Raw genomic sequence first — 14,316 nt, 5'->3', positions numbered from 1 at the left:
TCCGTTGGCCGCTCTGAATCGAGCCTCAACGGATGTTCCTCTGTGTACAGCAGCTTGGCTGTCCGTACTAAATTTCAGACCAAATGACGTTAACCTCCACGGTTCCCTCCTGAGACGCAAGCGGACCGCCAATGATTGACCAGCTCTGCTTATCGTCCTTGGTCTTGCCTTGAATGATCAGGTTCTTGGGATCGATAGTCTTCACGGACTGATCGCCCAGCTTGGAAGCCAGATAATCATCATAGAGCTTCGTTACCGATTCCATACTATCCGTTGTTCTAAAAATCAGCAATGCCGTCTTCTTGCCCTCATTCTCCTCCGCATTCGAAAGAATGGTCTCCGTTACATTCTCCGGCATCGGGAAGTCCTCCGGCAGATATTTTGGCAGGTCCGCAGATCCGGCAGCCGTCTCGTTACTTCCGGCCGTCGCCTCAGGGGTCTGCTCCGGCTCTGTCGTTGGTGCTGGAGTCTGTTCGGCCTCTGTTGTCGGCGCTGGAGTCTGCACAGTCTCTGTTGCCGGTGCAGTGGTCTGCATCGATTCGGTGGACGGCTTATCCTCAGCATTACCGCAGGCACTGAGGGCCAAGAGGGACAACGTCAAGGATAAGGACATTATTAGCTTTTTGGTGTACATCTTCTCACTCCTCGTCAATTCATTGAAAGTTACATGGCCAGTTAGATTCACAGGCTTACCGGATAGTACCCATTTTCTTTTTCCTCAAAACAACGAATAGACAAAAAGAAGCCCGGAAACCAAGGCTCCCGGGTCATTCGTGAATGATGTATAAGTTCAGAATTTATTTATAATACGATGTCGTAAGCGGAACGAAGACCGAGGTTCCATCCTTCACATCTCCGTTGACATACAGGCTGCTTACTCCGGCAATATCCACTTCGATGGTAGTAAGCCCGCTGGCAGGGTCAATGGTCTGCTTCTTCAACACAGTATTGGTGTCGCTGTCTTGTACCGCGAAGTCTTTAATCTCTCCGCCGATCGCGGCTACCTGGAGATAAAGCTTCTGATATTTTTTGTTCGGGTGGAGCATGAATGAAGTGCCTCGGTCACCACTGGCGTTATCGAAGAAGACATCCTTGTAATCCTTGTCCTTGAAGACCGTCTTGCCCGGATCTTTGGTGTGATACATGTCGTCAAAACCTGTAGCGATTGGTACGCCCGCTGTCTGCTCCCCCAGAGATATGGTGTTGGTTGCAGCATCGAACTTAACGGTAACTCCCAGCAGATCGGATACGGAACGGACCGGCAGATACGTTGTGTCCTTATAGGAAATTGGGGCAACCACCGCACCGCTGCCATTCTTAAGCTGTACGGGCTGGCCGTTCATCTTGAATTTGATGCTTGGATTGAGATATGCCTTGATCTCCTGCAGGTTGGCTCCGGCGTACACACCTGTGCCCATTCCTCCAAGTACGGCAAATGCAGTCAGTGCAGCAGTCATCTTCTTCTTCATTCGATCATACTCCTCTCCATTTATAACAAATTTGAATATTCCTTATTGGGAGTATAATAAATCCTGCCATCAGATGCAATCATTCAGAACTCATCTCTCCGGTGAGCCGCTTCGTAACGTTCGCGTATCTCCAGATTTTTGGAGTGATTGTACAAATCCAGCGCAATGATTCCCCTGCGGGCAAGCTTCACCACCAGCACAAATAAATATATCCCCATTCCCAGACAACTCAACCAGAGTAAAAGAGCAAAAATACTGAACCCTCCAGCGAGCAAGGACCCAAAACCTGTCATATACACAGCTTACATCCCCCATTCAAAATGATATAAGATCTATATCCTAATCATAACAAGTTTGGCACGTTTGTGTAAGGAATGCAAAGTTCTATTAAATTTCACTGTAGAAATAATCCAATTTTGCTATACTGGCTAAGTATGATTAAACATTTGGGGGAAATTACTGATGTACGAAAAATTATCCAAAATGACTTTAGCTTTTGCTCTTTTAGCTTCACCTGTGATATTGAGCGGATGTGGCGGGTCTGCTGAGATTACTCAAGCCGAAACGGCGACTCCTTCTGCTGCTCCGACTGCTTCTCCTACTCCAGCGCCAGAGCTGAAGAACTTCTCAGTGAAAGATAAGACGCAGGAATACCTAGAGAACTTCGGTACTAATTCATGGAATATTGAGTCGTCCAAAGAAATTGCCAATAACATCCGGATTAAGGCCCGGGAGGATAAAGAGAATACCTTCACTTACCTGGAGATTGCTGACTCTATTGAGAAAAATGATGTGCAAAATGTAAAGAAGCTTTTCACAAAAATTGGTGGAGTTCTACCTGCTTCCGTTGCCAGCCGCTACCCGGATCCCACACCTACACCCGATGAAACGGATGTACCCTCTGGCGGAGATACGGATATGACCTACCTAGAAGCAGATCAGGAGTTTGGATCGAGAGGACTTAATTTAGCGAAAAGCTATCTGGAAAAGGAGATTACCCAAGAAATTAAAGATGATATTTCAGCATATTTTCTCAGTAGCGTGGATTTTATAATTAAGGAAAATCAAAGCAAATACAAGGAAATGGCTAATGCCATTCAAAAGGATGACAAGGCAACTGTTGAAAAGCTATACGCTGAGCTGCTGCCGTTATACCAAGGGATACCTAGTTCAGCCACATCTGCAGCCGCTACGCCAGCGCCAGCAAAGGACGAAGTCATACATCTCAAAGGGAAAAAGGACCAGGCTACAGAGTTCTTCTATTTGAACAGCGGGATCGCCATAATTGAGGCAACAGACAACGGGGATTCTAACTTTGTGATCTATATGTACGATGAAACAGGAGATACCAAAAAAATGCTCGTGAATGAAATTGGGCCTTACAAAGGAAAATCTTTAGCCGTGATTCCTGACGGCGGGAAATATATGCTGAAGGTGGAGTCGGATGGCTCGTGGAAAGCAGATATTAAGCAGAGCATCCCTGAGAACGTCAAGAGCGCTCCGGTTAAATTATCCGGTAAGGGGAACGATGTTGTGTTTGCAAGGCTGCAAAGCAAGCTGACCCGGTTCACATCTAAGCACACGGGTGAATCCAATTTTGCTGTCAAAGTGAATGATAGCCTCTTGCTGGTTAATGAAATTGGGAACTACTCCGGCTCCACAGCGGAAAAAATCGAATCCGACGGAATTTATGTCTTTTCCGTGGAAGCAGACGGACAATGGAGCATTGATATCGAATAAGCTTCCGCAGGTTACCTGCACCCAAAAACGATTGCCACTTTTTAAAGGAGGGCAATCGTTTTGTTCGTTTACAGGCTTAGGTTACTCCGATAGTGCAAATCAAACTTCACCCGGGAATGGGCAGCGTTTGGAAGATAGTTGTATTTTGTACAGCTAAATGACGGCGAATTGGCTGGCGCGCAGGGATAGTTGTATTCTGTACAGCTAAATTTGAGGAAAACGCTCTTTCCCGCCATGAGAGTAACTTATAAGTGTACAGAGTGCAACTAAAGCTCTCCCTGCGCAATATTTGCCCATTTTAGTTGTACAAATTACATTTAGAGCCTAAATCGCAGGGAGAGTGATGTTCTTGCCTCGTTGCTGATTTGTTGCTGAACCGCCGCTGATTCCTCGCAGACTAGTTACCCGCAGATTTGCCCTCCCCCTGCCCGCCTGCCCGCGTAAGTGCCTACGCCTTCACTCTCATCTCACCGTCCTGCTCCTCCAGCTCCACAAACACCGGCCGTTCATCAGGCGTCTGATTCGGCGTGTGGATGGCCAGCATCAGCTGACCGCTGAAGGTGCGGAAGACCATGGCGTGACCGCCGTCCTGCTGGTAGAGCGCTTGCTCCTGATGAAGCCAGGGTCCGGTTATCTCTCCGCTCCCGGAACGGGCGATACCCAGCGCGTAGGTATTATTAATGAAGCTGGCCCACAGCAGATACAAGGTGCCGTCCGCTGAGCGGAACAGGAACGGCCCGTCCGTGACATAATTAAGCTGATTCGCATAACGCTTGGATTCAAACGGAGTGGTCCACGGGGCTTCGGATGCCCGGAACAGAACAACAGGTTCCCCAGCGGCACTCCGCAGGTCCTCTGTTAGCCGCATGGCGCAGACCTCGCCGTCCCCGGTCTGCTGCCACTCATGGCAGAAGACCATCCACGGCTGGCCCTGCCGGTCCACATACAGCGTTCCGTCGAGTGAACTCCACTCCTGCGGAGTCACCGGCCCCTCACTATGCGGGATGAACGGACCCAGCGGATGCAGCGATATCAGAACGGCGGTGCCCAGCAGATCATTGTCCTTGCGCCGGAAGGTGGCGAACATGATGTAATTGCCGCCATAACCATAGACCTCCGGTGCCCAGAAATTCCGCTCCGCATAGAAATCCGGCTCCGGCCGGAAGACCGGGAACGGGCCATCCCAGTGCTCCAGATCTGTGCCGGTGTAGGCGTTGAACCCCGTGCCCGTGCCCCAGATATTGCTGTCGGTGCTGCCATATAAATAGTAGGTGCCCGCCTCTTGCCCCTCTCCGGCCAGCGGAAGCACATACGGATCTCTGATTTGCAGCTCGCTATTCGCTGTCGTTCTCATCGGGTGGTTCATTTAGACCCTCTCCTCACTTCGCTCTTATACTCTCCCTGATCTACCTGTATTCCGGCAGTACCACTCCAATATCGCTGACGCTCACGAAACCGCCGTCCGCATATTCAAGTTGCTCGTTGCCCTTGATGGTGAACGGGAGCGTCTGGCCCTCATAGCACAGACTCCCTTCGATCTGGCGGACACTCATGCCGATCAGCTTCAGCAGTTGTCCGCCCCGGCCCAGGACCACACGCACACCATATGGAAAGGTCAGGTACTCCTCTTCATTACGGTAGATTACAGACCGCTCACGCGTAGTAACCAGCTCGAAGACCGTGTCGTCCACGGTCCGGCGGTATCCGGTCTCATGGGCCACCTCTTGGCCATGATCCATGTCATAGGGAAGCAGGCCGGTGAACCATAGCTCCTCTCCGGCTACCGGCACGATCCCGCATAGCCGCTCCATATAGTCCAGCAGGCAGAGAATCGCAGGTGAATAGGTCTCCGTATATCCCTCTTCCCCGGTCCATGGGCTTAACGTCTGCCCGAACCGGGTCATCCGCGAGAACGCTGCGAGGATCGGCAGGATGACCCAGGTCAGCTCGACATAACGCCCGTGCTGCTCGAAGGCATGCGGCGCACGGATGAGGCTGAGGAAGTTCGACGAACCTCCCCAGGTGTTATAGCTGGAGAAAGGGTCGAACCTGGGATCATCCATCGCAATGGAGGTGAAGGGATATTTGGCAAAGAACTTGCCGGTATTGAGCAGGTAACGGCGGAGGGCTGACGCAAAAAACACCCCGTCCCCCACCTCGCAGGCCAGCACACGCAGCAGAACATCCGATTGTACACGGACGAACCGGCCTCCGCGATCCCGGTCATAGAAGAACTCATCCTCTTCGTCATAGCAATGGCTGAACAGGCTGTGGCTGCTTGCCGCTGCCCGGGCACGCCATTCGTCCCCGCTCCCGCCAAGCTCCACCGCTATCTTGGACAGGTAGAGCCGCTGACAGTAGACATTGGCCGTTAAATCCGGGGCCAGAAAAGGCAGCAGCGGCGAATCCGGGTTATATTGTCCCGCATCCTCCAGATGGGGCGTGTCGGGGACATGCCAGAAGCGCGGCGAGAGGTCATGTCCGGTATCGAACGTGCAGAAGGCTTCGACGCAGCCGGTCCCTCTAGTGTTGCGGTACATATGCAGCCAATGGTCGAACCGGCCCATCGCCTGATACATGGAGCGAAGGAAGCTCTTATCCCGCCCGTTCTCCAGATAATGATTCCAGACGCTGCGGGCCAGCGGCGTCACCATCTGAATCTGCCGGTAGGCCGGTCCCGCAGGCGTCACCTTGTAGGGCATCAGCCCATCCTGCCGCTGCTGGTCGGCGAACAGCCGGAAGGTCGCTCCCGCCACCTCCGGCATGAACCGCGACAGCCGTTCAGCGCAGATCGTACCCGTGCTCTCCAGCCAGCTCCCGAGATAGACCCCGCCTTCATGCAGCACAAGTCCGCCTCCGTCCATCGGCACGATACAGTCCAGCAGCTTGTGCAGCGCAGAGTAATAGACATTCTCCATGTTCTCCGATGAAGCCGCGAAGGCCACGCCCGATTGCTTCCACTCCTCCAGTGAATCCCGGTCCGCCGCTTTCTTAAGCACTCTAATCCGGTCGTCCACCGCTATCCTCCGCAGTCTCTCCAGTACACTACCCGTCATTCCATTCCCTCCTGTAACTTTAGTTGCTCTCCAGACAGAGAAGCAGACTGCCGGGGGCAGCCCGCTTCCGGGATATGACTACTGGGCTCCGAATAACTGCGTCGCGCCTGTATAGAAATCCTCTACCCCTTGCTTGACATCCTTTTGCTCAAAACCGATCTCCTGTACAGCGGTCTCCGCCAGCTTGGTGAATTCGGTGAAATTCGGCGGGTTATAGCTGACGGCAAACGGCTCCTTCTTCGTCGCTTCGGATACACGGCTTGTGAAGTCGTACACGGTCTGTTCCAGCGGCGTAGCCTCCTTCATCAGCAGGTCACGCATCTTGGAGGTCACCGGCACGCCGCGGTCACTGCCTAGAATCTGCGCGGCATCGGGATCATTGATCCAGAAGTTCATCAGCTCCGCGACCTCCTTCGGATGCTTGGTCTTGGCATAACCGGACAACCCTTGACTGGATTCAAAGACAACCCCCGTTCCCTTCGGCCCGCGCGGCACCTGAATCATGGTCAGCTTATCCTGAGTCAGATTCTGATGAGCGGCGAACTGGTTGGACGGAATCAGGCTCATCGCCACCTTGCCGGTAACGACCAGGGATTTACTTGTGTCTCCCGGAGGATTGGATACCTGCAGGGATGGAGTGACCATTCCGCCGTTCTTAGTGATCCCGTACCAGTAGTTGAACCACTCCTCTGCATCCTGCTGCCCGAAGCCCAGCGCCTCCTTCTCCATATCATAGACCTGCTTGCCGCGCTGCTTCATATAGATGTCCATCCCCTCAACGGTAAAGTTGTAGGTGCCGTAATAACCCTTGCCCAGCTTATCGGAGATTTCCTTGCTGATGCGGGCGTAATCCTCCCAGCTCCAGCCGTCTGCCGGAACCTCCATTCCAGCCTTCTTGAACAACTCCGTATTGAGTACCATCCCCCGGGCATTCGCCCCGGCTGAGATATGCACCAGCTTGCCTCCCAGCGTTCCGTACTCCACCATCGTCTGGTCCATATCCGTCAGATCCAGCTCTTGGCCGACATAGGGCTGTAAGTCCAGCAGCACACCTTTCGCGGCGTAATCAGTTACGTTCCCTCCCAGGAAAAACACATCAGGCGCTGTGCCCGAAGCGAGCTGGGTATTAAGCTTGTCGAAATACCCGGAGTTCGGAGCAAACTCCCCGACCACCTTAATGTTCGGGTGCTTCGACTCGAAGGCCCGCAGCGCCTCGTTCGTCTTATCTGCGCGCTTCTGGTCGCCCCACCACATAATCCGCAGCTCCACCTGATCCGCAGCTCCCGCACCGCCGGAGTTGCCGGCCGCCGCAGGCTTGCCGTTATTGCCGCCCGAGCAGGCGGTTGTGGCTGCCAGCAGCAGGACACTCAGCGTAAGACCTAAGCTTTTCTTCATAAACATATCCCCCCAAGAATAATTGTAATCGCTTGCTCATTTCAGACCGGTGGTGGCGATGCCCTCCAGGAAATGCTTTTGGAAGAGCATGAAGATCGTCATAATCGGCACCAGCGACAGCACCGACATCGCCAGCAGCGCGCCCCAGTCGGAGGAGCCCGAAGGATCATAGAGCGAGCGTATGCCCAGTTGCACGGTGAACAGATTGATCCGGCTGAGGTAGATCATCTGGCTGAAGAAATCATCCCACGACCAGATGAAGGTGAAGATTGCCGTTGTAATCAGCGCCGGAACAAGCAGCGGAATAATGATCCGGAAGTACAGCTGGCCCTGGCCGCAGCCGTCAATCGTGGCACTCTCGTCCAGCTCCTTCGGGATGCCGCGGATGAACTGAATCATCAGCAGAATGAAGAACGAGTCATGCGCCAGCCATTTCGGCACGATCAGCGGCAAATAGGTGTTGACCCACTCCAGCTTGCTGAAAATAATATATTGCGGAATCAGCACGACATGGTAAGGCAGCATAATGGTCACCAGCATGCAGGCAAACAGCACACTTTTGAAGCGGAACTCCAGCCGGGCGAACGCATAAGCCGCCAGCGAGCAGGTCAGTATGTTCCCGATGACCGACAGGACAGAGATCGTGGCAGAATTGAGGAAAAAGCGGCTAAACGAGATGCCCTGCAGCCCCTTCCATCCGTTCACGTAGTTCTCCAGCGTAAATTTCCCCGGCCACAGCCCCGGTTCCGAGAAGATCAGCGCATTCGGCTTGAAGGAGCTAGACAGCAGCCACAGCACCGGATACAGCATCAACAGCCCGAACAGAATAATGACGCCATGTTTGCCTAGCCTAAAGATCATTTTGTCGTCTGTCATGAATTATCGCCCGTCCTTTCCGTCGCCGTAGAACACCCAGAATTTGGAGCTCACGAACACTATGGAGGTGAACAGGCCGATGATGATCAGCATGATCCAGGCCAGAGCGGCAGCATACCCCATATCGAAGAAGGAGAAGCCTTTGAGATACAGATACAGCGTGTAGAACAGGGTGGAATTCACCGGACCGCCGCGCCCGTCTCCAATGACATATCCCGGAGTGAACACCTGAAAGGAATTGATAATCCCCATGACCAGGTTAAAAAAGATCACCGGTGAGAGCATCGGCAGCGTAATCCGGCCGAACTGGCGCAGCTTCCCGGCTCCGTCCACCTGCGCCGCTTCGTACAGGTCCGCAGGAATCTGCTTAATGCCGGCCAGGAAGATGACCATCGCGGAGCCGAACTGCCAGACGGACAACGTGACGATGGTCGAGAGAATATAGCTGGGATGGGCAATCCAGGACGGGCCTTCGATCCCGAACCAGGCCAGGAAGTGATTAATCAGCCCTTCCCCGTCGAAAATCTGCCGCCAGACGATGGCGATTGCCACACTTCCTCCCAGCAGGGACGGAATGTAATACACCGTTCTGTAGATGCCCAGCGCCCGGATGCCTTTGTTCAGGACGATGGCGACCAGGAGGGCAAAGGCCATTTTGAGCGGAACAGAGAATAGCACGTACTTGAACGTCACGGTAAGAGACTTGTAGAAGTATTCGTCTGCCGTGAAGATGTGCCTGTAATTGTTCAGGCCCAGCCACTGCGGGGCATTGAGCAGGTCGTACTTGGTCAGGGACAGATACAAGGAGCCCAGCATAGGCCCGAGTGTCAGTCCGAAAAAGCCGATCAGCCAGGGAAGCAGGAACAGGTAAGCGGTACCGCTCCTTCTCCACATCGCCGATCTGTGTGCTGTCTTCATATGCGCCTTCTCCTTCTTCATGGATATAGGCTCATTATAGAAAGCAACGCTGCTTGCTTGAATGCTATTTCTTCGGCTGTTGACTACTGAATTTTTCAGGTGGATGCTGGCGGAAGTCCGACGGGGAGGTTCCATACATTTTTTTGAATCTGGAGCTGAAGTAGCTGGCATTCGAGAAGCCGGTCAGCTCGGCGATATCCCACAGGTTAAGCGTTGTCGTCAACAGCAGATGCGTGGCCTGGGCCATGCGGATGTCAGTCAGGTAGACCATGAAGCTCCGGCCCACCTTGGCCTTGAACAGCTCCGAGAAATAGGAGGAATTGTAATTGAACCGTCTGGCAAGCTGGGTCAGGTTAAGATCATACATGTAGTTGCTGTCGATATATTGCGTCGCTGTGCGGATGACCGAATCCTCGGCATCGCCGGCCCCCTGCATCATTCGGTACACGGAGACCGCCCGCTCCAGCAGGAATTGTCCGGCCTTGTCCACCGAATCCAGCTTGTGAACCGCCTCAGGATAGAGCCATAGCTCCTGGGACTGGATGTTGACGTCTGCAGCCTCTGCACCCGCCCCGTCCACGAGCAGGCAGAGCTGGAAGATCAGCTTCACCAGGCAGGAGCGGGACTGGGAGAACGCCTGCTGCAGCTCCTGGCGGATGCTCTGCCCGAAGGCGTCCCATTCCCCCTGGATCAGAAGCCTGCGCAGGGTCCGTGTCAATTCCTCCGTAAGCACCAGTCCCGGCTCGCTTCTTCCTTCGGCCGGCGGCTGGGCCGCATTCTCCGAGAGGTTCCAGGCCAGCAAAGATTCCAGGTAGCCTTCCTTCCAGCGGAGGAATCCAAGCTTCCCGCCGCTGTAGCCGATCACCGGATTGAAGCCCAGATGGGCGGCGACGCATTCCGCCAGCTCTGCACAGAAGCGGTCCATATCGGTCAGCGCATCCTGGAGAATGAAGTGGACCAGCCCTGGATAGCTCGGGTCCCGCAGCACCTGGCAGCGCTCCCCGGAGCTGCCCGCGAATTCCCTGGTCAGCAGCTCGAACGGCAGCCGCAGCTTGCCCGGCGTACGCTCCGGCAGCGCTGAACCTTTGCCGTGCCCAGGCTCCGGCACCGCCGCCGCCTCCCCCGCACGCTCACGGAGTCCGGCCGTTACGAACCGCACCTGCGTCAGGTCCCAGCCGTCCAGTTCGAACAGCGCAGCGCGCTCCTTCAGCGCATGGACCGGCTCCACTTCCTCTTTGACAAGCTGCACCAGGAAATGCTCCTTCATCTCCTTGTAGTACTGGGACAGCCGCCACTCATTCACCGCCTGCCGGTCACGGTCATTGCGCTCCTGATCCAGCTCGTCCTTCAGCTTCTGAAGCACGGCCGTCAGCTCATCGGCGGCCACCGGCTTGAGCAGATAATCACGCGCCTGATTGCGGATCGCTGCCTTGGCATAATGGAAATCTTCATAGCCTGTAATGACTACCAGCTTCAGCTCCGGGTACAGCCTGCGGCAATCGTCCAGGAACGATACGCCGTTCATCACCGGCATGTTCATATCCGTAATGACAATATCGACCGCCTGGCCTGCCAGCCGTTCCATGGCCTCCATGCCGTTGCCCGCCTCTCCGGTTACGCTGAGGCCCAGCGCTGCAAAGTCAGCCTTGAGCCGCAGGCCCTGGCGGATCTCCGGCTCATCATCCACGATCAATACGCGGTACATGGTCATTCCTCCTCTGAAGGGGCAGGCCCAGCGTGATGCAGGTGCCCGCCTCCTTGCTTGATTCTATGCTTAGGGTGAAGAGCCCTCCGTAATACAGCCGGCATCTGGCCAGTACATTGCGCAGTCCAATCTGATGGGTCATGCTCTGCAATAACTGCTCCGGCTGCTGGTGCATCGCCTGATCCTTCAGCTCGCGCAGCAGCTCCGGGTCCATTCCGATTCCGTTGTCGGCGACGGAGAGAACCAGCTGGTCCTTGTCCGCTCTGACGGTAATCCGTACCTTGGCCTTAGCCTGGTGAATGAAGCTGTACTTCACCGCATTCTCAATCAGCGGCTGCAGCAGGAACTTGACGATCTCCAGATCGTATGGCGCCTCCTCCTCGTCCAGCCGCAGATCCAGACCCGCACCGAAGCGGACCTCCAGGATGGACATGTAATAGCGCACGACCTTCAGCTCCTCGCGCAGCGGGATCAGATCCTCGCTGATCCGCAGCGAGAACCTGAGCATTTTGCCCAGCGATTCTATGACCGTAACCGTCTCCTTCGTGCGCTGCTGGATCGCCAGGCTGCTCATCAGCTCCAGCGTATTGAACAGGAAATGCGGATTGATCTGCATCAAGAGCGCCTTGTATTCAGCCTGCTGGCGCAGGAGCTTCTGTTCAAACTCGGTGCGGATCAGATGCGATAGCTGCTTGACCATATTGCGGAAGGTGACGGTGGCATAGTCCACCTCACTCTGGATTCTGCGCTCCGGCAAGGTAAGCCGCTCGGCTTGGGCGAAGTCGCCCTTCTGCACATGGCGCATGGCCGAGACCAGCCGCGAGAGCGGCTTGGTAATGCCCGCTGAGATCCAGTAGGCCAGCGCAAAGGCGGCCGCCAGCATCAGCGAGGCGAAAACTATAATACTGTTGCGGAGCTTGAACAGATTGGCGTACAGGTCCTGCTCCGAGACGAAGCCGACCAGCAGCCAGTTGGTGATGGCCAGCTTTTTGTAGACCAGAATGTGGGATGCTCCCTGCTTATCCTTCAGATATACTACCCCCTGTTCGTCCCGTGCTGCCCGCACCCGCTCCACCTCCTTCGCCGCCTCCGGATGGGTGCTGTACTCCTGCTGGGACAGAATGGGACTGCCCTGCTCGTTGAGCAGGAAGATGGTACCGCTTTCACCAAGATGTATACGGTTCAGCGGCTCCAGCAGGAAATCCTCCTTGATGTTGACCTTCATCACATTCCTCGCCAGCGAAGGCTCGAAGATCCCGATCGGCAGCAGCAAGCTCACCACCTCGTATGGCTTAGCTCCCTTGATCTCCGCCTCATCGGTATGGGCCGGAACCCAGTGATTGCTGTGTGTGATGAAGTTGCGGTACCACGCCTCCTGCCTAAACGAGCGATCTGCCACCACCTGATTCTCGGCCCCGACCCGCAGCCCCTCCTTGCGGTAGATGTTGACCGAGGAGACGATCGAATAATTATTCGTCGTCTGGGTCAGGAACTTGCTCATGTTGATGCTGGCCAGCATCCGCTGCCCTTCGGTGGAAGCCGGCTGGGTAAGTATCGCATCCCACTTCTGGGTGATATCGCTGTTATAGACCAGAGAGGACAAGTCATAGCTCTGCTGGAGCGCCATATGAATAAAGGACCCGTATTCGTCCATCTTCTCCAGTGCCGACGTTTCGATATAAGAACGGATAATCGAGCGCGCCTGATTGAACAGCAGCAGCGACATCGTGCCGAAGGACAAGACAAGCAGCACAACAAAGAATGCGATCAGTCGGTTTTTCAGCGAGTAAAAGATAGCCATCCCTCCTTCTCCTTGCTCAAATGCGAAGCGGATGCCTGTATCATGATCTGTTCCTGCCTTTCCCGTGGTACATTTTGTTTACTGCATTTATTTGTAACGCAGAACGGAGAATCCGGCAAGTGGGAAACCGCTTGAATGCCGAGGCAAAAATATTGCAGAGGACGATTGACCTCCAGCCCGGTTTATTTTACAATAAACTCATAAACGCGCGTTTACATTAGAGGGGGTACATTATGCGAAGCGAAGATATTGCCAAGCTAGCCGGGGTTTCGCGAAGCACCGTATCCCGTGTGATCAACAACTATTCCAATGTCCCTGAAGAGACCCGGGCCAAGGTGCTGAAGGTGATTGAACAGCATCAGTACGAGCCGAACAGCTTCGCCCGGGCGCTGGCCGGCAAGAAGACCGACACGATCGGGCTGTTTGCCATCAGCATGAACGAGAAGGAGAATGCGACGCGGATCTATCAGAACAATTATTTTGCCCCGTTCGTCGATGCTGTGGTAGATACGTCGAATGCCCGCGGCTGTTATGTTCTGATTCACACCGTCTATTCTCCCGACGACTTCCTGAAGGTCAAGCAGGCCTTCCTGCAGAAACGGATTGACGGCGGCATTATTGTCGGCACCCAGAAGGATATCGGGATCGTACGGGAAATGGTCGGTCTCAGCGCTCCGCTGGTGCTGATCGATTATGACATTTCAGAGATTATGTCAGAGCATCTGGACCGCAATCATCTCGCCATTGTGAATTCCAAGGATTATGAAGGTACGGTAGAAGCCATTGAGTACTTAATCGGTCTCGGCCATCAGGAGATCGGCATGATCTGCGGACGGATGAATACTTATTCCGGACGGGAGCGCTACATGGCTTACGAGAATACGCTAAAGCGCCATGGACTTGCCCTGCAGAAGGACTTCGTCCTTCAGGGTGATTTTCTCAAGGAAACCGCCTATCAGGAAGTGAAAAAGCTGCTCAGTTCCGGCGGCCCGCTGCCGACAGCCTTCTTCTCTTCCAATGACGATATGGCTATCTCGGCGATGGAAGCGTTCTCGGAGCATGGCATTTCCGTGCCGGAGGATATCTCCATTGCGGGGTTCGACGATGTGCAGCTTGCTGCGCGGATTCATCCCAAGCTGACCTCCGTCCGTCTGCCGATTTATGAAATGTCCAAAGCCGCTGTCGAGAAGGTCATTGAGCTGTGTGATTCACAGCAGCCTACCTTCAGCACCATCAGTTTTCCGGCGCGTCTGATTACCCGAGATTCCTGTCAGCCGCCGAAGAAGTAGAGCTACACTCCGATTCAGACAGATCCAGAAAAATCCCTTGCCCCGAGGGAATTTTTTCTCCGCTCTG

Annotated in this window: 12 protein-coding genes; 2 read left to right on the top strand and 10 right to left on the bottom strand. The window is 54.4% G+C overall.

What is annotated here, in order from left to right; all coding sequences use genetic code 11:
• Window positions 1–67 precede the first annotated feature (67 nt).
• The 3 genes from NYE26_RS11615 to NYE26_RS11605 all read right to left on the bottom strand — a co-directional run bounded on the left by NYE26_RS11615 (window position 68) and on the right by NYE26_RS11605 (window position 1,687).
• Window positions 68–634: a hypothetical protein gene (locus NYE26_RS11615; protein WP_036729541.1), complete on the bottom strand. Its 567-nt coding sequence runs from the start codon at window positions 632–634 to the stop codon at window positions 68–70.
• A gap of 163 nt (window positions 635–797) precedes the next feature.
• Window positions 798–1,469, bottom strand: coding sequence for a stalk domain-containing protein (locus NYE26_RS11610; RefSeq protein WP_036729545.1), 672 nt, complete (start codon window positions 1,467–1,469; stop codon window positions 798–800).
• Between the two features lie 83 nt (window positions 1,470–1,552).
• Window positions 1,553–1,687 (bottom strand): hypothetical protein, encoded by a 135-nt coding sequence (locus tag NYE26_RS11605; RefSeq protein WP_339255947.1) that lies wholly within the window; start codon window positions 1,685–1,687, stop codon window positions 1,553–1,555.
• Window positions 1,688–1,931: 244 nt separating this feature from the next.
• Here NYE26_RS11605 and NYE26_RS11600 point away from each other — a divergent pair, with 244 nt between their 5' ends.
• Complete coding sequence (locus NYE26_RS11600; protein WP_339255945.1) at window positions 1,932–3,209, top strand: hypothetical protein; 1,278 nt, start codon at window positions 1,932–1,934, stop codon at window positions 3,207–3,209.
• 448 nt (window positions 3,210–3,657) lie between these two features.
• On the opposite strand, the gene NYE26_RS11595 is transcribed toward NYE26_RS11600, so the two are convergent.
• The 7 genes from NYE26_RS11595 to NYE26_RS11565 all read right to left on the bottom strand — a co-directional run bounded on the left by NYE26_RS11595 (window position 3,658) and on the right by NYE26_RS11565 (window position 12,960).
• On the bottom strand, window positions 3,658–4,575 hold the full coding sequence (locus NYE26_RS11595) for a glycoside hydrolase family 43 protein (protein WP_339255943.1): 918 nt from the start codon (window positions 4,573–4,575) through the stop codon (window positions 3,658–3,660).
• Between the two features lie 40 nt (window positions 4,576–4,615).
• Window positions 4,616–6,265, bottom strand: coding sequence for a hypothetical protein (locus NYE26_RS11590; RefSeq protein ID WP_339255941.1), 1,650 nt, complete (start codon window positions 6,263–6,265; stop codon window positions 4,616–4,618).
• A gap of 78 nt (window positions 6,266–6,343) precedes the next feature.
• The gene (locus tag NYE26_RS11585; RefSeq protein WP_339255939.1) at window positions 6,344–7,666 is read right to left on the bottom strand and encodes an extracellular solute-binding protein; all 1,323 of its coding nucleotides are present in this window, start codon (window positions 7,664–7,666) and stop codon (window positions 6,344–6,346) included.
• Window positions 7,667–7,696: 30 nt separating this feature from the next.
• Window positions 7,697–8,536: a carbohydrate ABC transporter permease gene (locus NYE26_RS11580; protein WP_209877698.1), complete on the bottom strand. Its 840-nt coding sequence runs from the start codon at window positions 8,534–8,536 to the stop codon at window positions 7,697–7,699.
• 3 nt (window positions 8,537–8,539) lie between these two features.
• Complete coding sequence (locus tag NYE26_RS11575; RefSeq protein WP_339255937.1) at window positions 8,540–9,454, bottom strand: sugar ABC transporter permease; 915 nt, start codon at window positions 9,452–9,454, stop codon at window positions 8,540–8,542.
• Between the two features lie 64 nt (window positions 9,455–9,518).
• Window positions 9,519–11,159 (bottom strand): response regulator, encoded by a 1,641-nt coding sequence (locus NYE26_RS11570; RefSeq protein WP_339255935.1) that lies wholly within the window; start codon window positions 11,157–11,159, stop codon window positions 9,519–9,521.
• Entirely contained in the window at window positions 11,134–12,960 is a 1,827-nt protein-coding gene (locus NYE26_RS11565; RefSeq protein ID WP_339255933.1) for a sensor histidine kinase, read from the bottom strand. The genes NYE26_RS11570 and NYE26_RS11565 overlap by 26 nt, the downstream gene beginning before the upstream one ends.
• A 233-nt stretch (window positions 12,961–13,193) precedes the next feature.
• On the opposite strand from NYE26_RS11565, the gene NYE26_RS11560 reads away from it, so the two are divergent.
• Window positions 13,194–14,249 carry a LacI family DNA-binding transcriptional regulator gene (locus NYE26_RS11560; protein ID WP_339255931.1) on the top strand — a complete coding sequence of 352 codons (1,056 nt, stop codon included), beginning with the start codon at window positions 13,194–13,196 and terminating at the stop codon, window positions 14,247–14,249.
• Window positions 14,250–14,316 lie beyond the last annotated feature (67 nt).

It is taken from the genome of Paenibacillus sp. FSL P2-0136, from assembly GCF_037975325.1.
Classification (GTDB): Bacteria; Bacillota; Bacilli; order Paenibacillales; family Paenibacillaceae; genus Paenibacillus_AQ; species Paenibacillus_AQ silagei.
This window is presented reverse-complemented; position numbering and strand designations above follow the sequence as displayed.